Origin of the sequence: Streptomyces sp. AC512_CC834 (assembly GCF_019049325.1) — a bacterium.
Lineage (GTDB): Bacteria > Actinomycetota > Actinomycetes > Streptomycetales > Streptomycetaceae > Streptomyces.
In genome coordinates this window covers 346,867-366,343 of the sequence record NZ_JAGMUO010000014.1, presented here as the reverse complement: position 1 = coordinate 366,343, position 19,477 = coordinate 346,867, and the positions used below count along the sequence as shown (strand labels likewise).

Below are 19,477 nucleotides of genomic sequence, written 5' to 3'. Positions count from 1 at the left end.
CGGACGGTTCCCCTCAGCCCCTCAGCCCCTCAGCCGCTCAGGCCGAGTTCGCCCGCGCGCACCCCTGCCTGGAACCGCGACCCCGCGTCGAGGGTGTCGAGCAGTTCGGCGACCCGGCGCCGGTAGGTACGCAGCGACATGCCCAGGTCCCGCGCGGCGGCCTCGTCGGTGGCGCCCGAGCCCAGTGCGCGCAGCACCTTCCGGCTCCCGGCATCCAGGTGGGGCTGCTCGCCCCGCAGGAAGGACGCGAGGTCGGTGGCCGCCTCCCAGGCCACCTCGAACAGGGCGTGCACGCCGCCGACCAGGGCGGGCGCGGTGGTCACCGTGTACGCGCGGCCCTCGGGCGAGTCCGCTCCGGCGAGGATCGCGCAGCGTCGGTCGATGATGATCGTCTCGTGCGGGAGGGCGCCGGATGCGATCCGTACCCGAGCGCCCCGGGCGGACAGCTCGCTCAGGTGCGCGCGGCCGTCCTCGTCGGCCAGCGCGGCCGGGCTGAGCAGCTTGCGGACCCGCTGGGCGCCGCTCTCCCGCACCCGGGCCGTGGCGACCCGCCGGGCGGCGGGGCGGGGCCAGGTGTCGAGGTCACGGGCGGCGCACACGAACTCCTCACGAACCGAGGAGAAGAGATGCCCGGCACGGGCCAGCAGCTCCAGGTCACCGTGGATCGTCACGCTCTCTGCCATACACCGATTGTGCCCCTGTCGCCGTAGGCGCAGGGCCCCGGTGGCGCAGCGGTCCCCGGTGACGTGGGGGTCCCCCGTGGGTGTCAGGGTCCCCCGTGGGCGTCAGGGCCCCGGTGGCGTCGGCGCCGTCCGGACCTCCCTCGTGGCAGCAAGCTGCCACGGTCTCGCGGCCCGCGGCACCCCCGCGCAGGCTGAGGGCATGAGCAACGACTTCCGCCTCGGCGGCGACCTTTCGATCGGGCGGCTCGGCTTCGGGACCATGCGCCTGCCCACCAACAGCTTTCACGGCCCGGCCCGCGACCCGGAGACCGGTCGCGCCGTGCTGCGCCGCGCCGTGGAACTCGGCGTCAACCACATCGACACCGCCGCCTTCTACACCAGCGGCGACGACTCCGTCCGCGCCAACGACCTGATCCGCGAGGCCCTGCACCCCTACCCGGACGACCTGGTGATCGCCACCAAGGTCGGCCCGCTGCGCACCCCCGACGGCGGCCTGGCGGCGACCACCGATCCGGCGGCGCTGCGAGCCCTGGTCGAGGAGAACCTCCGGACCCTCGGCGTCGACCGCCTCGACCTGGTCTACCTCCGCATCGGCGGGATCGAGCCGCCGCCGCACGGCGAGTCCGTCGCCGCCCGCTTCGAGGCGCTGGCCGGGATGCGCGAGGAGGGCCTGATCCGGCACCTGGGCCTGAGTCACGTGGACGCCGGGCACCTCGCCGAGGCGCGTGCGATCGCGCCCGTCGCGGCCGTCCAGAACCACTTCCACACCGACAACCGCGACGACACGGAGGTGCTGGCGCTGTGCGAGGAGGCCGGCATCGCCTACGTGCCGTTCTTCCCGCTGGGCGGCGGCCTGAGCGACATCGGCGGGGACCGTATCGCCAAGGTCGCGGACCGGCACGGCGCCACGGTCCCGCAGATCGCCCTGGCCTGGCTGCTCGCCTCCTCCCCCGTCACCCTGGCCATCCCAGGCACCGGCTCCCCGGCCCACCTGGAGGAGAACACGGCCGCCGGGTCGATCACCCTCACCGGTGAGGACCTCGCCGACCTCGCCGACGTCGACTGACGTGTCTTTTGTCTCGGTACGGGGTGCTTCACGGGTGCCGTTCATGGCGTGAACGGGCGATATCTGCCGTGACGGCAGGAGAAATCGGTCGCCGTCCGGGGAATATTCCCAGGCGGGCCGATCGGGGCGGGATTATCACCGGCACCCGGTCGATCACGGCGTGCTACTGTCGATGGAAGTTGCAGTTGTGGTTGCCTGAAGGTTTTTTCCGACGGGGTGATCATCACGGCGACCGGAGTTCACACAGGGTGAACTCCGAGCACCGTACCGAAGGAGAAAACATGGCTTCCGGCACCGTGAAGTGGTTCAACGCCGAAAAGGGTTTCGGCTTCATCGAGCAGGACGGCGGCGGCCCCGACGTCTTCGCCCACTACTCGAACATCAACGCGCAGGGCTTCCGCGAGCTGCTTGAAGGTCAGAAGGTGACCTTCGACATCGCGCAGGGCCAGAAGGGCCCGACGGCCGAGAACATCACTCCGGCCTGACGCTCACGCATACTTCGAAGCTGGGGCCCGCACCTTGGGGTGCGGGCCCCAGCTCGCCGCGTTTCCGGGCGCACGGCGCCCCGCGGGGGCACGGATTTCCCCCCGCGTATTCAGTTTCCCCGCTTTCATCAATTCTCCCGGTCCGCTCGGCCCAGTGCGCCGAAATCGACCGGGGCCGGCTCGTTCTTGCGATTCCCTGCGCCGCTCTTCCGCTGCGGGTCTCCCTTGATACGTGCCGTATCAAGGAAGGTTCCCCATGAACCGCGTACGCACGAACGACCGCCGACGCTCAGGCGAAGGCCCCCGCCGCTCGACGAGGTCGACCGGCCGCCCCCAGAACTCCGGCCGCCGGCCCGCAGCCGCCCCCCAGGGCGAGTTCGCGCTGCCGAAGACGGTCACACCGGCGCTGCCCGCCGTCGAGGCGTTCGCCGAACTCGACATGCCGGACCGCCTGCTGGCCGCCCTCGGCACCGAGGGCGTCACCGTGCCGTTCCCGATCCAGGCGGCGACCCTGCCGAACTCGCTGGCCGGCCGCGACGTACTCGGCCGCGGCCGCACCGGTTCCGGCAAGACGCTCGCCTTCGGCCTCGCCCTGCTGGCCCGCACGGCCGGCAAGCGCGCCGAGCCGCGGCGTCCGCTCTCCCTGGTCCTCGTACCCACCCGTGAGCTGGCCCAGCAAGTCACCGACGCGCTCACCCCGTACGCCCGCGCCGTGGGCCTGCGCTCGGCCACCGTGGTCGGCGGCATGTCGATCGGCCGGCAGGCCGGCGCGCTGCGGTCCGGCGCGGAGCTCGTCGTCGCGACGCCCGGACGGCTCAAGGACCTCATCGACCGAGGCGACTGCCACCTCGGCGACGTCACCATCACCGTCCTCGACGAGGCCGACCAGATGACCGACATGGGCTTCATGCCCCAGGTCACCGCCCTGCTCGACCAGGTGCGCCCCGAGGGCCAGCGGATGCTGTTCTCCGCCACCCTGGACCGCAACGTCGACCGGCTGGTCCGCCGCTACCTGACGGACCCGGTGGTCCACTCCGTCGACCCGTCGGCCGGTGCCGTCACCACGATGGAGCACCACGTACTGCACGTGCACGACGAGGACAAGCAGCGCACGACCGTCGAGATCGCCGCCCGCGAGGGCCGGGTGATCATGTTCCTCGACACCAAGCACCGGGTGGACCGGCTGGTGAAGCACCTGCTGAAGAGCGGGGTGCGCGCCGCCGGCCTGCACGGCGGCAAGTCCCAGCCGCAGCGCACCCGGACCCTCACCCAGTTCAAGGAGGGGCAGGTGACGGCGCTGGTGGCGACCAACGTCGCGGCCCGCGGCATCCACGTCGACAACCTCGACCTCGTCGTCAACGTGGACCCGCCCGGCGACCACAAGGACTACCTGCACCGCGGCGGCCGCACGGCCCGGGCCGGCGAGTCCGGCAGCGTCGTCACCCTGGTGACGCCGGACCAGCGGCGCGAGATGACCCGGCTGATGTCCCTGGCCGGTATCACCCCGCAGGTCACGCCGGTCCGCTCGGGCGAGGCCGAGCTGTCCCGCATCACCGGTGCGCAGGCCCCCTCGGGTGTGCCCGTCGTCATCGCCGTACCGGTCGTGGAGCGTCCCCGTCGCGCCGCCTCCGGCGCGGGCTCCTCGTCCCGCGGCCGGCGGGGCCGCTCCGGCCAGGGACGCGGCGGGCAGGGCGCCGGTGGCGCCCAGAGCCGCACCGCCGCACAGCCCCGTACCGGCGGCAGCGGCGGCGGCCAGGGTCGCGCCGTCCAGGGGCGGCCCACCGGCGAGGCCCCGCGCCGCAGGCCGCGCCGCCAGTCCGCCGGCGGCTCGGCGGCCTAGGACCATCCGTCCCGTACCCCCCGGCCGACCCGTCCTGTCCCCCGTCCTGTCCTTCCCGTCCTTCCTGTCCCGTCCATTTCAGCCGACCCAGCCGTCCCAGCCGACCGACTCCGGCGAACGGTAGAACCCACCCGCCCCATCTCCCCCTTGTGGAGGCATCATGCGCTGTGTCATCGCCCGGTTCCCGTTCGACCTCACCAAGGGCGGGGTGCTGGACTCGATGAAGGGCGTGACGCCCGAAACCGTCACGGGTGAGTCCGTGACGATCGGGCGCCGCCGCTACCCCGTGAAGCAGGTGGGCGAGGTCGTCACCCGGCAGGACCGCCGCGACTTCTCCAGCGGCGAAGTGACCCGGGCGATGACGCGTCTCGGCTTCACCTGCCACCCCGCTCCCGGGGCCGTGCCCGCGCCGGCGCCCGCCACCACGCCGGTCGAGACGGCGTCCGCGCTGCTCGGCGGCACCGCGTCGGCCGAGTCGGAATCCACGTCCACGCTCATCGGCGGCACCGCACCGGCCGAGTCCGAGTCCGAGTCCGAATCCACGCTCATCGGCGGCACCGCGCCCCAGGAGTTCTGAGGTCAGAACAGGCCCGTGGCCCGGCCCTCGTTGTCCCGACGGACCTCCAGCACGCGCTGGACGGCGTTGCGGTCGCGGGGGCCGTGTACGTGATGGATCATCGTCCCGTCGCAGCAGCCACGCCGTCGTGCTCCGAGGGCGTCGGTACGCCGCTGGAGCCGGCCGACGGCTGCTGTCCGGGTGCGTTCGACGGTGCCCGGCCGACGGGCGGGGTGCTCGGCTCGGCGGAGGGCTCGGAGGGCTCGGAGGGCTCGGAGGCCTCGGGGGGCGACGGCGCCGAAGCGGTCGGGGTCGGCATGCCGGTGCTCGGGGTGGGGGCCCGTGAGGAGTCGCGGGGCGGGGCCGGACTCGGTGAGAGCTCCGGCGCGGGGTCGGCGGGGGCAGGGGCCAGCGGCGCGGTCGGAGGGGTGGGTGCCGCGGGGGCCGACCAGTTCAGCGGCAGCGCGATCAACGCGGCGGCGGCAGCGGTCGCGGCGGCACCGGCGGCGGCACGCAGCAGGCGCCGGCGGGACGCCGCCCGGCGGATCGCCTCGTAGCGGCCCGGGGGCGGGCCCAGGAAGTCGGCGCCCGGACGCAGTACGACCAGCAGCGGATCCTCGTCGCCCCGCTCGAACCCCGGCTCGTCCATCTCGTCCTCAAGGCGTGTGGTCAAGGCTTCTCCTCAGATGGACGCGGAGCAGTTCGCGGGCCGCGTGCAGGTCGGCCTTGACGGTTCCTTCCTTGCGTCCGGTCAGCACGGACACCTCCCGGATCGGCATGTCGGCGTAGTAGTGGAGCAGGATCGGCACGCGCAGCCGCTCCGGCAGGGACTGGACGAGCAACCGCACCGAGGGGTCGGCCTGTTCGGGGTGCGGGCGCACGGCGACCTCGGCGGTGACCCGGCGCACCGCCCGGCGCTCGCGCTCCAGTTTGCGCCAGTGGTCCCGGACCAGGTTGGCGGCCGTGACGTAGAGGAAGCCGCGGGGCTCCTCCACGGACGTCCAGCGGGCCCAGAGCCGGGTGAACGCCTCCGAGGCGATCTCGTGGGCCGTCTCGTCGTCGTCGACGAGCCGGCGGCACCAGCCGGCGAGGCGCGGATACAGGGCGGCGAACAGCTCGGACGCCGCCCTGTCACGGGACCGTTTCAACGCTCTCCATGGTCGTGAGGGTATGCCGTGCGCGGCACGGTCGGTCAGGAGCCCGCGGGGCTCCGCGCGCCCGTGGTGGCGCTCAGCTCGGCGAAGACGATCACGTTGTCCCGGTACTCCTGGCCCGCCTTGGGACCGCCGCAGGTGATGAGCCGCAACTCCGGTCCCGCCACGTCCCCGTAGACGTCGTCCGTCGGGAAGTCGGCCTTCGCCACCGTCCGTACGGCGGTGACGGTGAACTCCGCGGCCGTGCCGTTCTCCAGGCGGGTGTCGATCCGGTCGCCCCGGTGCAGCCGCGCGAGGTTCCGGAAGACCCCGTCCCCGTACGTGCCGACGGTGACGTGGCCGAGGATCACCGACGGCCCCGCCTGGCCCGGGGTCGGCGAGTGGCGGTACCAGCCGGCGCGGTCGTCGTCCGTGACGGGCGGGACCTCCACCGTGCCGTCCGACGCCAACCCCAGTCCCATCACAGGGGTGTCGACGTCGATGGCGGGGATGCGCAGGCCCACCGGAACCGAACGCGCCAGGGGCCGCGCCGACTTCGCCGTGGCCCGCGTGTGCGGTGCCGTGGTCGCGGAGCGCGCGGGGGCGGCGTCGTCGTCCTCCTGGCCGCCGCCGCAGCCCACGAGCAGCGCGGCCAGCGCGACGGCGGTGAGGGCGTGCCGGGGGCGCGGGATCATGCCCCGGTCGCCGCCCGTCGACGGCGTACGACGAAGAGGACCGCGCCGCCCGCGAGGAGCACCCCGCCGGCGCCCGCGCCGATGAGCCCCTCGTCGGTCCCGGCCGTGTCCGAGGGCGCCGCCACCCCGGTGTCGGCAGCGCCCTCCGGTACGACGGAGACCTGGCCGTCGGTCGGCGGCACGGGGGCCGGTGCCTGGGTGGGCTCGCTCGCCGGGGCGCTGGCGGACGGCGTGGGGGCTTCGCTCGGGGCGCTCTCGGCGGGGGCGGAGGGGACCGGGGAGGGGTCGTCGGCGAACGCGGGCGCGGTGCCCGCGAGTACGACGGTGCAGGCCAGGGCCACGGCACTGAGGATGGTTCGGCGCATCGGGTCGCTCTCTCTCGTCGGCGGCGGTACGGGGGCGCACCGCGTGTGTTCCGCGTGTGTTCGCGTGTGTGCTGCGGATCGAACGGAGAGACGAGGCGGGAGCCGGGCGGGTTGTAAAGACTTGGCAAAGCCGCCGCTGTCGGGTTACGGCGGCCGCTCCTTACGGACCCGTGACGTGCTGGGCGGCGCGCCCGTCCGGGCGTCGTCGCGGGCCTAGCGTGGGCGCATGCGCGTACTGGTCACCGGCGGTGCCGGATTCATCGGGTCCCATGTCGTGGACGCCCTGCGGGAGCACGGGCACGAGCCCGTCGGCTACGACGTCCGCGAGGACCCCGGCGCCGACGTGCGCGACCCGGCGGCCGTCGCCCGGGCGCTGGCCGGCGTGGACGCCGTGTGCCACCAGGCGGCGATGGTCGGTCTCGGCAACGGGTTCGCCGACGCGGCGGAGTACGTCTCGCGCAACGACCTGGGCACAGCCGTCCTGCTCGCCGCCATGGCCGGGGCGGGCGTGCGGCGGCTCGTGCTCGCCGGGTCGATGGTCGTGTACGGGGAGGGGCGGTACGTGTGCCCCCGGCACGGGGTGGTGCGGCCGGGTCCGCGTGCCGTCGCCGACCTGGACGCGGGCCGGTTCGAGCCCACGTGCCCGGAGTGCGGCGCGGACCTGTCCCCGGGGCTGGTCGGCGAGGACGCCCCGGCCGACCCGCGCAACGTGTACGCCACGACCAAGCTCGCCCAGGAGCACCTGGCCGCCGCCTGGGCCCGGACGACCGGCGCGACGGCGGTGTCGCTGCGCTACCACAACGTGTACGGCCCCCGGATGCCCCGCGACACCCCGTACGCCGGTGTCGCCTCCTTCTTCCGCTCCGCGCTGGCCCGCGGCGAGGCCCCGCGCGTCTTCGAGGACGGCCGTCAGCGCCGGGACTTCGTGCACGTGCGGGACGTGGCCGCGGCGAACGTCGCGGCGCTGGAGGCCCGTCCGCCGGACGGCACCCTCACCGCCTACAACACCGGCAGCGGGGAACCGCACACGGTGGGCGAGATGGCCACCGCCCTGGCCGCCGCGTACGGCGGGCCCGAGCCCGTCGTCACCGGCGAGTACCGCCTCGGCGACGTACGCCACATCACCGCCGACCCGGCACGGCTGCGGGACGCCCTGGGCTGGCGGCCACGGGTGGGATTCGCGCAGGGCATGCGGGAGTTCGCCCGGGCGGGACTGCGAGGCGACTGAACCGACCGACGCCGACCGACGAGCGGGCCGCCCACGCCCCGGCCCCGCCGCGTGAACCCCGCCCCCGCCCCTCACCCGGGCTCCGCGTGCCGCCGCGCGGCCGGGCCGAGGCACCGGCCCACACCGACGTGCCAGCCGGGGCTGCCGCTGTCGAACCGTTCAGGCGCCGGGGCCGGGCGGGTCGGGGCGGGGCACCACGACCGAAGCCGTGCCACCCGGCCCATGCCGACGCGCACCCAGGGCGGGGGGCGCCTCCTCCAGGCGCCGGAGCGGAACGGGGCGACCGAAGCCGTGGCGCCCGGTCCACACCGACGCGCCCCGGAGACGCTCGGGGCGAGGCACCGCCACCAGAGCTGTGCGGCTCGGCCACACACCGACCCGACCCCAGGACCGGCGGCGAACCCTCCAGGCGCCGGGGCAGAACAGGGCGACCGAAGCCGTGGCGCCCGGTACACACCGACGCGCCCCGGGGACAGGTCGGGGCGGGGCACTGCCACCGGATCCGTGCCGCCCAACCACACACCGACCCGACCCCAGGACCGGGGGCGGAACCCTCCAGGCGCCGGGGCGGGATGGTTCGATGCGACCGCAGCCGTGGCGCCCGGCCCGCACCGACGCACACCCAGGACCGGTGGCGAGCCGTTCGGGCGTCGGGGCGGGCGGGCGACCGGCGCCATGCCGCCCGGCCCGTGCCGGCGTGATGCCTGCCCTTCGGCGGGGGCGGCTCAGGCGTCTGCCAGGGGCAGGGTCACCTCGAAGCGGCAGCCGCCGGGGATGTTGTGGACGGTGGCACGGCCGCGGTGGGCCTCCACGATGCCCCGGACGATGGCGAGGCCGAGGCCCGCGCCGGCCGGGGGCGTACGGGCGTGGGTGCCGCGCCACCCGGTGTCGAACACGCGCGGCAGGTCCTCCTCGGGGATGCCGCCGCAGCCGTCGGACACGGAGACCACCACGCCCTCGCCGGACCGCTCGGCGGCGACCGCGACCGTGCCGTCGGCGGGGGTCCGGCGGATCGCGTTGACCAGGAGGTTGCCCAGCACCCGGCTCATCTCCTTGCCGTCCACCTCGACCGGCACGGCCGCGACCGCGTCGCCGACCAGCCGTACGCCCTGCTCGCGCGCGAGCGGGTCCGCGCCCGCGAGGGCGTCGCCGACCAGGTCGTAGAGGGAGATCCGGGCCGGGGCGAGGGCGAGCGTGCCGGCGTGGATGCGGGAGAGTTCGAAGAGGTCGCCGACCATGTCGTTGAGGCGTTCCACCTCGGTGCGGATCTGGCGGAGGTAGCGGTCGGGGTCGGCGGCGACTCCGTCCTCCAGCGCCTCGGACATGGCGCGCAGTCCGGCCAGCGGGGTACGCAGGTCGTGCGAGATCCAGGCGACCAGTTCGCGCCGGGAGGTCTCCAGGGCCCGCTCCCGCTCCCGGGACTCCGCGAGCCGGGCGCTGGTGGCCGCCAGCTCTCGGCTGAGCGCGGCCAGTTCGGCGGTCGCCGGGGTGGTGGGGGCCGCGTAGTCGCCGCCGTCGCCGAACGACCGTGCCGCGGCGGTCAGTTCACGGCTCCGGGCGACCACCCAGCGGCCCAGCAGCAGCGCGGTGGCCAGGGAGACCACGGCGGCCATCGCCACCACGGTCGTGACGACGGACAGGTCGTGCGGGGACAGGAACATCGCCCAGGCGACCGCGAGGGTGCCCGCGAGCATGGCGAGGACGGCGACCGCCGCCACCACCGCGAGCGACGCCGTCAGCGAACGCCGCCGGATCAGCCGCAGCACGGCCGCGCCGGCCAGTCCGGTGACGGCGGCGCCGGCGAAGGCATACAGGGCGATGAGGAGGGTGGCATGCATGCTCAGCCCGCCTCGCGCCCGGCCGGGTCGAAGCGGTAGCCCACGCCCCACACGGTCTGGATCAGCCGGGGCCGGGCCGGATCGTCCTCGACCTTGCCGCGCAGCCGCCGGACGTGGACGGTGACGGTGGACAGGTCGCCGAAGTCCCAGCCCCACACCTCCCGCATCAGCTCCTCCCTGGCGAACGCGCGCCCCGGGTGCCGCAGGAAGAAGGCGAGGAGATCGAACTCGCGCAGGGTCAGGGCCAGTTCCGTGCCGTCCTTGGTGGCCCGGCGGGCGGCGGGGTCGACGGTCAGCCCGGCCGCGGACGGCGGGCGCGGACGGTCGGCGGGCCGGGTGCGGCGCAGGACCGACTCCACCCGCAGCACCAGCTCCCGCGGGCTGAACGGCTTGGTCACGTAGTCGTCGGCGCCGACCTCCAGGCCGAGGACGCGGTCGTCCTCGTCGCCCCGGGCGGTCAGCATGATGACCGGCACGGGCCCGTCGTCGCGCAGCCGCCGGCACACCTCGAGGCCGTCCATGCCGGGCAGCATCAGGTCCAGGACCACCAGGTCCGGCCGGTGCGCGGCGGCCCTGGCGAGCGCCGCCGGACCGTCGTCGGCCCGGTCGACGAGGTGACCGGCGCGGTCCAGATATCCGGCCACGACCTCCGCGACGGTGGGGTCGTCGTCGACGACCAGGATCCGGGCGGGGACGGCCGCGGACCCGTCGAGACCACCGCCCGGTGACCGGCCTGGCAACGCCCGCACGGGGACGGCCGAGGGCTCCTCCGGCGACCGGCCTGGCGACGCCCGGCCAGGGACGGCCGAGGGCTCCTCCGCGGACCCACCCGACGACGCCCGCACAGCGACGGCGGAAGGCCCCTCCGGCGACGCCCGCACAGGGACCACCGAAGGCCCCTCCGCCGACCCACCCGACGACGCCCGCACAGAGACCGCCGAAGGCCCCTCCGCCGACCCACCCGGCAACGCCCGCACAGAGACGACCGAAGGCTCCTCCAGTGACCCACCCGGGGGCACGTTCGCGGAAGGGGACTCGAAGGGCTGCTGCATGCGCCCAGCCTCGCACCGTGCCCGCGCCGGTGTCGTTCCCGGGCGCCGCCGAGCCCGCGACGTCCGTGTTTCGTAAGGAGTGGGAGTCCGATTCGCCCGGTTCCGGTTCGTAGGGTGAGGCCGTGACCACCTCGCCCGCTCCGGACGTCGGCGTCGACGTCGTACTCCCCTGCCTGAACGAGGCCGGGGCCCTCCCCTGGGTCCTGGCCCGCATCCCGGCCGGCTGGCGTGCGCTCGTCGTCGACAACGGCTCCACCGACGGCTCGGCGGACCTCGCCCGCTCGCTCGGCGCCACGGTCGTGACCGAGCCGCGCCGCGGTTTCGGCGCGGCCTGCCACGCCGGGCTGAGAGCCGCGACCGCCGACGTCGTCTGCTTCTGCGACTGCGACGCCTCCCTCGACCCGGCCCTGCTGACCCCCTTCGTACAGGAGATCCGCGCCGGCACCGCCGACCTGGTGCTCGGCCGCAGACAACCGCAGGCCAGGGGCGCGTGGCCCGTGCACGCCCGCGCGGGCAACCTCGCCCTCGCCCGGATGCTGCGCCGGCGCACCGGCCTGCGGCTGCACGACCTCGGTCCGCTGCGCGCCGCCCGCCGCGAGGGGCTGCTGGCTCTCGGCCTCACCGACCGGCGCAGCGGCTACCCGCTCCAGATGGTGGTGCGGGGCGCCGACGCGGGCTGGCGGATCACCGAGCACGACGTGCCCTACCTGCCCCGCACCGGCGCCTCGAAGGTGACCGGGACCTGGCGCGGCACCTGGCACGCCGTACGGGACATGCGCCGCGTCCTGGCCGAGGCGCCGACCCCTCACCCGGTCCGCGAAGGGAGCGCGAAGTGACCGCCACGACCACCCTTCTCGTCATCGCCAAGGAGCCGCGCCCCGGCCGGGTCAAGACCCGCCTCACCCCGCCCTTCACCCCCACCGAGGCCGCCGCGCTGGCCGAGGCGGCCCTCGCCGACACCCTGACCGCGGTGGCCGCGACGCCCGCACGGCGCCGGGTACTGGTCCTCGACGGCGCCCCCGGCCCCTGGCTGCCGCCCGGCTTCGAGGTCGTCCCGCAGTGCGCGGGCGGTCTCGACGCACGGCTCGCGGACGCGTTCGCCGGCTGCGCGGGCCCCGCCCTGCTGATCGGGATGGACACCCCGCAGGTGACTCCGCACCTGCTCGACGTCGACTTCGCCGGCTCCGGTCCCGGCGCCGCCGACACCGACGCGTACTTCGGTCCGGCCGAGGACGGCGGTTTCTGGGCCCTGGGCCTGGCCCGCCCCGAACCCGCCCTGCTGCGGGGCGTGCCCATGTCGACGCCGGTGACTGGGGCCGTGCAGCGCGAGCGGCTCGTGCTGGCGGGACTGCGGGTACGCGATCTGCCGCGCCTGCGCGACGTCGACACCGCCGCCGACGCCCGCGCCGTCGCCGCCCTGGCCCCGCACGGCCGGTTCGCCGCCCGGCTGGCGGCGTGCACACCGGCCGCGAACCAACGGGCGAGCCGGTGAAGGGGGCCGCGCCTTCGGACGCCGGGCGGCGGCCCGCGCTCCCCGCCTCCCGGGCCTGGGAAGCCTCCGACCCCTACACCGCCGCCCTGCGGACAGGGCACGGGCCGCTGTTCCTGCGCCGTACCGACGGATGGCTGCTGCCGCTGGACGTGGAGCGCTGGTGCGCGCGGGCCGACGCGGTCGACCTGGAGGTCCTTGACCGGTGCGAGGGCGCCGTGCTCGACGTGGGCTGCGGACCGGGCCGGCTGGTGGCCGAACTCGCCGCCCGGGGCCGGGCCGTCCTCGGCATCGACGTCAGCGAGGCCGCCGTGACCCGCACCGTGCGGCTCGGCGGGCAGTCGCTGCGGCGCTCGGTCTTCGAGCCGCTGCCCGGCGAGGGGCGCTGGGACACCGTCCTCCTCATGGACGGCAACGTCGGCATCGGCGGCGACCCCCGTGCCCTGCTCGCCCGCGTCGCCGCCCTGCTCGCACCCGGCGGTCTGCTGATCGCCGAGACGGCCCCGGTCGACGTCGACGAGCGCGCCCACGTACAGGTCGTCGACGTCACCGACGCCCACGCGTCCGGCAGCCCCTTCCCGTGGGCGCGGATCGGCACCCGCGCCCTGCTCCGCCACGCGGGCGCCGCCGGCTGGCGGACCGCCGGTCAGTGGACGTCGGGGGAGCGCCGCTTCGTCGCCCTGCGCGGCAGCAGCGGCCACCGCGACCGCAGCGCCAGCAGCAGCGCCGAGCCGCCGAACAGCACGGCCGTGATCAGCAGCCAGCGGGCGAGGAAACCGTCCGCGGACAGCGCGGCGACCGACCGGTAACGCGCGTCCACCCGGCCGCTGATCAGCGGGAACCACACCAGCAGAAGCAGCCCCGAGAACGCGGCCGGGACCCTCACGTACATCGCCCACGCACGGTGGCGCACCACCCCGAGCCCGCGTACGAGGGCCCGGTCGGCCACCGCGTACAGCGGCAGCAGCACCAGGTCGTGCAGCAGCGCCGCCCCCACGAACCACAGCGCCACGCCGAACCAGTCACCGGCGAGCAGCCGCACCCCCGCGTAGCCCGCGAGCGCGAACGAGCAGGCGAGGAGGAGCAGTTGGAAGGGACTGCCGATCACGGACCGCAGTGAGGGCATTGGCCGCACTGGCCGCACTGGCCGCCGCAGCCTGCGCACGAGGTTCATCCGAGGTCTCCGAACGTCATCCTGGCCACCCACTTGGTGTTCAGCACGCCGGGCGCGGCGGGCACGATGATCCGGGCCGGGTAGCCGTGGTCCGGGCTCAGCGCCTCGCCGTTGACGTACAGGGCGAGCAGCGAGCGCGGGTCGGCCACCTGGTTGGCGCGCAGGGCACCGCGCCGGAACGCGCCGCGCCGCTGAAGAGACTCGACGAGCACGTCCGGCGGGTCGCCGTCGAAGCCCACCAGCGCGGCGAGGTCCCGCAGCCGCACCCCGCGCCACCACTGGTCGGACGTCGACCAGCCCTCGACGCAGGCGATGGGCAACGCCGCACTGTGCAGCGGCAGTCGCAGCAGGTCGGCGCGGCCGAGGCGGACGGTTCCGGTGCGTCCCACGACGACGAGCCGCCACGCGTCCTCGCTCGTCTCGGCCGCGTCGACACCGGCGTACGCGGCCGTCTTGTTGACCTGGAAGCCGTTCGGGCCACTCCCCGGTTCGGCTCCGCCGTGCGGCGTGAGCAGGGCCGTCGCCCGCAGCGGTCCGTCGAAGGAACGCCCGGCGCCGGTGGCGAACAGCAGCAGCGAACCCCCGCCGACCGCCCACAGCGCCCCGCGCCGCGACACGGTCGGCGCGTCGGGCCGCGGCGAGACCAGCCCGTCCCGCTCCTCCCCGACCCCGACCCCGGTACCGGCGCCGCCCCCGTCCCCCGCGCGCATCCGCCGTACGTTGCGCATCGCGGCGGGCACCTTCAGCGCGGCGTGCGCGACGAACGCGGCGAAGAAGACCCACGCGCCGTAGAAGTGCAGCGGGTAGAAGGAGCCGGGGAAGAGGTACTCAAGTTGGATGTTGAGCACACCGGTGACGAACTCGAACAGCGCGCCGCCGACCAGCAGGAGCAGCGAGACACGCTCCAGCGCGTGGGCGAGCGAACGCGCCGGTGGCAGCGCGAACAGCTTCGGCACCACCGACCACAGCTTGGCCAGCAGCACCGGGATCAGGGTGAGACCGAGGGTGACGTGGACGCCCTGGGTGAGGCGGTACAGCCAGGCGGGGTCGGTCGGCCAGGCGAAGAGGTAGAAGCCGAGGAGCCCCTTGTCCGGGGTCTTGTCGTTGACCGGGGACAGGTCCGGGTTGTAGGCGGCGTACGACAGCAGACCGGTCAGGAACAGCACGGTGACGCCGACGAGCAGGACGAGGCCGAGCACCGAGGTGAACCAGGGGCCGCGCAGGGGGCTGCGCCAGAAACCCGGCGAGGACGGAAGCCGTGGGGCGAGGTCGCGCATGTCCCGACCGTAGGCCGCGACCGGCCCGGGAAAGCGGTCGCGACTCATGACGAAACGCTGACGTCGGCCCCGCGCACCGCCCCGTGCGCGATCTCCCGGCCTACGGTGCCGGGGTGACCAGCCCTCGCCCCGACGGACCCGGCCGTCCCACCCGTCCCGCCCGCCGTGACCTCCGTGGCCGCCGTGACCTGTACGCCGCCGCGGTCGCCGCGCTCCTCGTGGTGGCCGCCGTCCTGGTCGGCCGCACCGTGTTCACCTACGACGACCTGATCGTCGGCTGGCCGCCGCTGCTGGGCCGCTGGGACCCGCACCTGGGCCCCGGCACCCCGGCCGCCGTCCTGGTGGCGGTGGCGACCGTGGCGTACGGCCCGGCCGTCGCGGCCCGCCTGCCGTGGCGCGCGCTGCTCTGCGCGTCCTGGGGTACGGCGATGGCCTGGATCTGGTCGCTGGCCCTCGTCGACGGCTGGCACCGGGGCGTCGCCGGGCGGCTCACCACCCGTCAGGAGTACCTCTCGGTCATCGGCCGCTGGCACGACGTCCCGGCGACCCTGCGCGACTTCACCGGGCACATCCTGCTCCACTCCCCCGACAACTGGCCCGCCCACGTCGCCGGTCACCCTCCGGCGGCCACGCTCACCTACGTGCTGCTCGACCGCGTCGGGCTCGGCGGCGGGGGCTGGGCCGGGGCCTGGACCATCACGGTGGGCTCGACGGCGTGCGTGGCGGTCCTGGTCGCGGTGCGGGTGCTGGCTGGCGAGCGGCTCGCCCGGCGGGCGGCGCCCTTCCTGGTCCTGGCGCCTGCGGCGGTGTGGCTGGGCACGTCCGCCGACGCGTACTTCGCGGCGGTCGCCGCGTGGGCGGTGGCGCTGCTGGCCCTCGCGGTCACCGGGCGCTCGCTGTGGTGGGCGGCGTGCTCGGGGCTGCTGTTCGGGCTGACCTGCTATCTCTCGTACGGGCTCACGCTCTTCGCGGTGATCGCCGCGGCGGTGCTGCTGCTGGGCAGGCGTGGGGTGCTGGAGCGTCCCGTGCTGCTCGTGCCGCTGCTGGCCGGATTCGCGGTCGTACCGGTGGCGTTCACCGTGGCCGGGTTCGACTGGTGGGAGGCGTACCACCTGCTGGTCACCCGGTACTACGAGGGCGCGGGCGGGGTCCGGCCGTACGGCTACTGGGTGTGGGCGAATCTCGCCTGCACGGTGCTCATCACCGGCCTGGCGACGGCGGCGGGTCTGCGGCGGACGGCCGGGCGGCTGTGGGCCCGTCGGCCCGGCCGCCCCGCGACCACCGGGGACAGCGAGGACAGCGGGGATACCGGGGATACCGGGGACACCAGCGAAGACCCCCGGGAAGACACCCGGCTCGCGTTCCTCGTGGCCGCCGGGCTGCTCGCCGTGCTGGCCGCCGACCTGTCCGGCATGAGCAAGGCGGAGACGGAACGCATCTGGCTCCCCTTCGCCCTGTGGCTCCTGCCGGCCTGCGCGTTCCTCACGCGCCCGCGCGGATGGCTGACGGCGCAGGCGGTGCTGGCCCTGCTCCTCAACCACCTGCTGGCGACCGGCTGGTGACCTGCCGGTCGCCAGCAGGTGGTGACGCACGCAGAGGGCCCGCACCGTGCGATGCGGGCCCTCAATACGTGGTTCGCGCGTGTTACGCGGGAACGATGTTCTCCGCCTGCGGGCCCTTCTGGCCCTGCGTGACGTCGAAGTTCACCCGCTGGCCTTCCTGGAGCTCGCGGAAGCCCTGGGTGGCGATGTTCGAGTAGTGGGCGAAGACGTCGGCGCCGCCGCCGTCCTGCGCGATGAAACCGAAGCCCTTTTCGGCGTTGAACCACTTCACGGTACCGGAAGCCATGTCTTTTACTCCTAGGCAGTGCTGGAGACCCGCACCGTGCGGGCCTTCCCATCGCTGCGATGATCACCTGCCCGGAAACCCGGTAACACAAATGGCAACCACAACTGCAACTGATGTCCAGCCTAGCATGAAATGAATCGGCGCCCCGGGAACGAAATCGCCGACAAAAGGCTGTCGATTTCCGTAGGACATTTCTCCCGGCGTTCGACGCATATCTGTTTCGCCGAGATCAGGTTTTCACTCGCCGCGCCGGTCTCCGTTCACGCCGGGCGTCCGCCCGGCCTCGCGGCGGAGTTCCTCGTTCATGCGCAGCGCCGCGTCCAGGTCGTCCTCGAGGACGACGATGCGGCAGGCGGCCTCGATGGGCGTGCCCTGGTCGACCAGCTCGCGGGCGCGGGCGGCGCGGCGCAGTTGCCGGCGCGAGTAGCGGCGGTGACCGCCTTCCGAACGCGTCGGGCTGATCAGTCCGGCCTCTCCCAGGGAACGGAGGAATCCCGGCGTGGCACCGATCAGCTCGGCGGCCCTGCCCATGGTGTACGCCGGGTACTGGTCGTCGTCGAGCCGGTCGGCGGCCTTCGGCCGACCTTCGGCGCTCAGCCTGCTCTCCGGGGGCATGCATACCTTCCTGCGGACCGCTGGGGACACGGACCGCCGCAGGGAATCCGGTTCCCCCGCACCTGAACTCTAGTCGCGCCCATCGGATAGTTGCCGCGGCGAACACATATTCGCCGGGGTTGCGGAGGCCGTGCAGGGGGAGCCGTCCTGTGTCGGCGATGCGGCCGGGGCGGGAGGCCGGGACGATCGGAGCACTGGTGCCTTGAACCGGTGCCTTGACTGGAGGGGCGACGTGGCGGACGGTGCGCGGGACGCGGGACGGCGGTGGGCCGCGGAACGGGACTTCTGGCGGCGGGTCGCCGAGCAGTTGGGCACCGCCCTGCTCGTGATCGACACGGACGGACGGATCGTCGCGGTCAACCGGGCCGCCGAGCGGCTGCTGGACCGGGCGGCGCCGGCGCTGCGCGGGGCGGACGCCCACGACCTGCTCCATCGCGGCCCGGACGGCGGCAGGATCCCGCGGGACCGGTGCCTGCTGCTCCAGGCCCTGGACCGGGGGACCGAGGCGCACGGCGACGGCGACTGCTATCTGCGCGGTGACGGCGGCCTGACCTCCGTGTCCTGGTCCGCCTCCCCGCTGGCGGACGACGGGGTGCCGAGAGGGATCGCCCTGCTGTTCGCCGACAGCGCCACCGGCACCGGCACCGACCGCGGCGCCCCCCGGGAGCGGGCCGCCTACACGAGCGCCCTGGAGGACCTCAACGAGCGGCTGACGCTCGTCGCGAAGATCACGGACGTACTCGGTCAGACCCTGGAGACCGACGAGGCGCTGGCCCGGCTGGGCCGTCTCCTGGTGCCCCGGCTGGCGGACTGGGCGGCGGTGGACCTCCTGACCGGCGGCTCCGGGCAGGAGGTCCACCGGGTGGCGGTGACCGGACCGGCCGGCCGGGACGCGACACGGGAGGGCTGGCGCGGCCCGCTGCCGACGACCGGAGCCGCGGCCCTGACGCAGCCGGCGCGAGTCCTGAACGGCGGCGAGCCAGTACTGCGGGGGCTGGAGGAAACGGCCGAGGAGACAGCCGAAGAGAGGGCCGAAGAGACAGCCGTAGAGACAGCCGAGGAGACCGACTCCCCGCTGGCCGCCGTCCACCACGACTTCCTGCGGACCGTCGGCGCGACCTCCGCGCTCACCGTGCCGCTGGGCGCACAGCGGCAGGTCACCGGCGCCCTGACCCTGGTGCGCACCAATCCGGCACACCCTTTCGACTCCGGTGATCTGGACGTGGTGGGCGACATCGGCCGCCGGGTCGGGCTGCTCATCGACAACGCGCGCCGGTTCGGCCGCCAGCGCGCCGTCGCCGAGGCCATGCAGCGCAACCTGCTCACCCCGCTGCCCCGGCCCGGCAGCATGCGCCTGGCCGCCCGCTACCAGCCCGCCCCGGCCGGTTCCCAGGTCGGCGGTGACTGGTACGACGCGTTCGCGCTGAGGGACGGCGCGCTCGCGCTGGTCATCGGCGACGTGGTCGGCCACGACCTGACGGCCGCCGGGGGCATGGCCCAGTTGCGCGGCGTCCTGCGTTCACTGGCCTGGGACCGCGCGGAACCGCCCGGGGCCATCGTCGACCGCCTCGACGACGCCATGCCGGCCGTCACGACCGTCTCGATGGCCACCCTCGTCTTCGCCCGGGTCGAGGGCCCGGACACCGGCCCGTGGACCCTGCGGTGGACCAGCGCCGGGCACCCACCGCCCCTCCTGCTGACCCCGGACTCCGGCGCGCGGTTCCTGGAGGCCGGGCAGGGGCTCCTCCTCGGCGCCCGCCTGGGCGCGGGCGGTCACCGGCCGGACGCCACGGTGCCGCTGCCGCCGGGATCCACGCTCCTGCTGTACACGGACGGCCTGGTCGAGGTGCCGGGCAGCGACCTGGACACCGGCCTCGGACGGCTGCGCCGCAACGCCCTCGCCTACACCCACGAGCCGCTGGACACCCTGTGCGACCGTCTGCTGGCCCGCACCCCGCCGGGCAGCACCGACGACATCGCCCTCCTCGCCCTGCGACTGCCGACGCCGTGAAGGGGCGCGGGCGTGCGGGGCCGGGTTCGCAGCCGAGCGCAGGACCGGACGCGGCCGAGCGCGGGACCGGACGCGGGCCGGGCACGGAGCCAGGTTCGCAACCGAGCGCGGGACCAGGTTCG

Annotated in this window: 20 protein-coding genes; 10 read left to right on the top strand and 10 right to left on the bottom strand. The window is 74.8% G+C overall.

The genetic code is table 11. The features are described from left to right. Window positions 1-29 precede the first annotated feature (29 nt). On the bottom strand, window positions 30-683 hold the full coding sequence (locus KUM40_RS05730) for a DNA-binding response regulator (protein ID WP_217163475.1): 654 nt from the start codon (window positions 681-683) through the stop codon (window positions 30-32). A 199-nt stretch (window positions 684-882) separates the two neighbouring features. Between KUM40_RS05730 and KUM40_RS05725 the strand changes: the two genes are divergently transcribed. The 4 genes from KUM40_RS05725 (at window position 883) to KUM40_RS05710 (ending at window position 4,651) form a co-directional block, all read left to right on the top strand. After that, entirely contained in the window at window positions 883-1,749 is an 867-nt protein-coding gene (locus KUM40_RS05725; protein WP_217163474.1) for an aldo/keto reductase, read from the top strand. Between the two features lie 281 nt (window positions 1,750-2,030). After that, window positions 2,031-2,234 carry a cold-shock protein gene (locus KUM40_RS05720; protein WP_003975209.1) on the top strand — a complete coding sequence of 68 codons (204 nt, stop codon included), beginning with the start codon at window positions 2,031-2,033 and terminating at the stop codon, window positions 2,232-2,234. Between the two features lie 256 nt (window positions 2,235-2,490). Continuing rightward, on the top strand, window positions 2,491-4,074 hold the full coding sequence (locus KUM40_RS05715) for a DEAD/DEAH box helicase (protein ID WP_217163472.1): 1,584 nt from the start codon (window positions 2,491-2,493) through the stop codon (window positions 4,072-4,074). Window positions 4,075-4,234: 160 nt separating this feature from the next. Beyond that, window positions 4,235-4,651 (top strand): SCO5918 family protein, encoded by a 417-nt coding sequence (locus KUM40_RS05710; protein ID WP_254394557.1) that lies wholly within the window; start codon window positions 4,235-4,237, stop codon window positions 4,649-4,651. Between the two features lie 97 nt (window positions 4,652-4,748). On the opposite strand, the gene KUM40_RS05700 is transcribed toward KUM40_RS05710, so the two are convergent. The 4 genes from KUM40_RS05700 to KUM40_RS05685 are packed head-to-tail and all read right to left on the bottom strand — an operon-like array spanning window position 4,749 to window position 6,823. After that, complete coding sequence (locus KUM40_RS05700) at window positions 4,749-5,303, bottom strand: hypothetical protein (RefSeq protein WP_254394556.1); 555 nt, start codon at window positions 5,301-5,303, stop codon at window positions 4,749-4,751. After that, the gene (locus tag KUM40_RS05695; RefSeq protein WP_003975205.1) at window positions 5,287-5,778 is read right to left on the bottom strand and encodes an RNA polymerase sigma factor; all 492 of its coding nucleotides are present in this window, start codon (window positions 5,776-5,778) and stop codon (window positions 5,287-5,289) included. The genes KUM40_RS05700 and KUM40_RS05695 overlap by 17 nt, the downstream gene beginning before the upstream one ends. A 44-nt stretch (window positions 5,779-5,822) precedes the next feature. Then, window positions 5,823-6,458: a class F sortase gene (locus KUM40_RS05690; protein ID WP_217163470.1), complete on the bottom strand. Its 636-nt coding sequence runs from the start codon at window positions 6,456-6,458 to the stop codon at window positions 5,823-5,825. Further along, window positions 6,455-6,823 (bottom strand): Tat pathway signal sequence domain protein, encoded by a 369-nt coding sequence (locus KUM40_RS05685; RefSeq protein WP_217163468.1) that lies wholly within the window; start codon window positions 6,821-6,823, stop codon window positions 6,455-6,457. Before KUM40_RS05685 ends, KUM40_RS05690 begins: the two co-directional genes overlap by 4 nt. A 226-nt stretch (window positions 6,824-7,049) precedes the next feature. Here KUM40_RS05685 and KUM40_RS05680 point away from each other — a divergent pair, with 226 nt between their 5' ends. Beyond that, window positions 7,050-8,051: an NAD(P)-dependent oxidoreductase gene (locus tag KUM40_RS05680; RefSeq protein WP_217163466.1), complete on the top strand. Its 1,002-nt coding sequence runs from the start codon at window positions 7,050-7,052 to the stop codon at window positions 8,049-8,051. A 725-nt stretch (window positions 8,052-8,776) separates the two neighbouring features. Here the strand turns inward: KUM40_RS05680 and KUM40_RS05675 are convergent. Both KUM40_RS05675 and KUM40_RS05670 read right to left on the bottom strand, forming a co-directional pair. Beyond that, window positions 8,777-9,889: a sensor histidine kinase KdpD gene (locus KUM40_RS05675; protein WP_217163464.1), complete on the bottom strand. Its 1,113-nt coding sequence runs from the start codon at window positions 9,887-9,889 to the stop codon at window positions 8,777-8,779. Between the two features lie 2 nt (window positions 9,890-9,891). Further along, entirely contained in the window at window positions 9,892-10,629 is a 738-nt protein-coding gene (locus tag KUM40_RS05670; RefSeq protein WP_217163462.1) for a response regulator transcription factor, read from the bottom strand. Window positions 10,630-11,063: 434 nt separating this feature from the next. On the opposite strand from KUM40_RS05670, the gene KUM40_RS05665 reads away from it, so the two are divergent. The 3 genes from KUM40_RS05665 to KUM40_RS42340 are packed head-to-tail and all read left to right on the top strand — an operon-like array spanning window position 11,064 to window position 13,239. Beyond that, window positions 11,064-11,777, top strand: a complete 714-nt coding sequence (locus tag KUM40_RS05665) for a glycosyltransferase family 2 protein (RefSeq protein WP_217163460.1) — start codon at window positions 11,064-11,066, stop codon at window positions 11,775-11,777. Further along, entirely contained in the window at window positions 11,774-12,433 is a 660-nt protein-coding gene (locus KUM40_RS05660) for a DUF2064 domain-containing protein (protein ID WP_217163458.1), read from the top strand. The genes KUM40_RS05665 and KUM40_RS05660 overlap by 4 nt, the downstream gene beginning before the upstream one ends. Beyond that, a complete protein-coding gene (locus KUM40_RS42340; RefSeq protein ID WP_308401062.1) occupies window positions 12,430-13,239 on the top strand; it encodes a methyltransferase domain-containing protein in 810 nt (269 codons plus the stop codon). Before KUM40_RS05660 ends, KUM40_RS42340 begins: the two co-directional genes overlap by 4 nt. Window positions 13,240-13,600: 361 nt before the next feature. Here the strand turns inward: KUM40_RS42340 and KUM40_RS05645 are convergent, their stop codons facing one another. Beyond that, window positions 13,601-14,881 (bottom strand): molybdopterin-dependent oxidoreductase, encoded by a 1,281-nt coding sequence (locus KUM40_RS05645; RefSeq protein ID WP_217163454.1) that lies wholly within the window; start codon window positions 14,879-14,881, stop codon window positions 13,601-13,603. A 113-nt stretch (window positions 14,882-14,994) separates the two neighbouring features. Between KUM40_RS05645 and KUM40_RS05640 the strand changes: the two genes are divergently transcribed. After that, complete coding sequence (locus KUM40_RS05640) at window positions 14,995-16,443, top strand: hypothetical protein (protein ID WP_374227341.1); 1,449 nt, start codon at window positions 14,995-14,997, stop codon at window positions 16,441-16,443. Window positions 16,444-16,525: 82 nt separating this feature from the next. Here KUM40_RS05640 and KUM40_RS05635 read toward each other — a convergent pair whose 3' ends face one another. After that, entirely contained in the window at window positions 16,526-16,729 is a 204-nt protein-coding gene (locus tag KUM40_RS05635; RefSeq protein ID WP_003975194.1) for a cold-shock protein, read from the bottom strand. Between the two features lie 237 nt (window positions 16,730-16,966). Then, window positions 16,967-17,344: a MerR family transcriptional regulator gene (locus KUM40_RS05630; RefSeq protein WP_217163453.1), complete on the bottom strand. Its 378-nt coding sequence runs from the start codon at window positions 17,342-17,344 to the stop codon at window positions 16,967-16,969. A 232-nt stretch (window positions 17,345-17,576) separates the two neighbouring features. Between KUM40_RS05630 and KUM40_RS05625 the strand changes: the two genes are divergently transcribed. Then, the gene (locus KUM40_RS05625) at window positions 17,577-19,355 is read left to right on the top strand and encodes a SpoIIE family protein phosphatase (RefSeq protein WP_217163451.1); all 1,779 of its coding nucleotides are present in this window, start codon (window positions 17,577-17,579) and stop codon (window positions 19,353-19,355) included. Window positions 19,356-19,477: the final 122 nt, after the last annotated feature.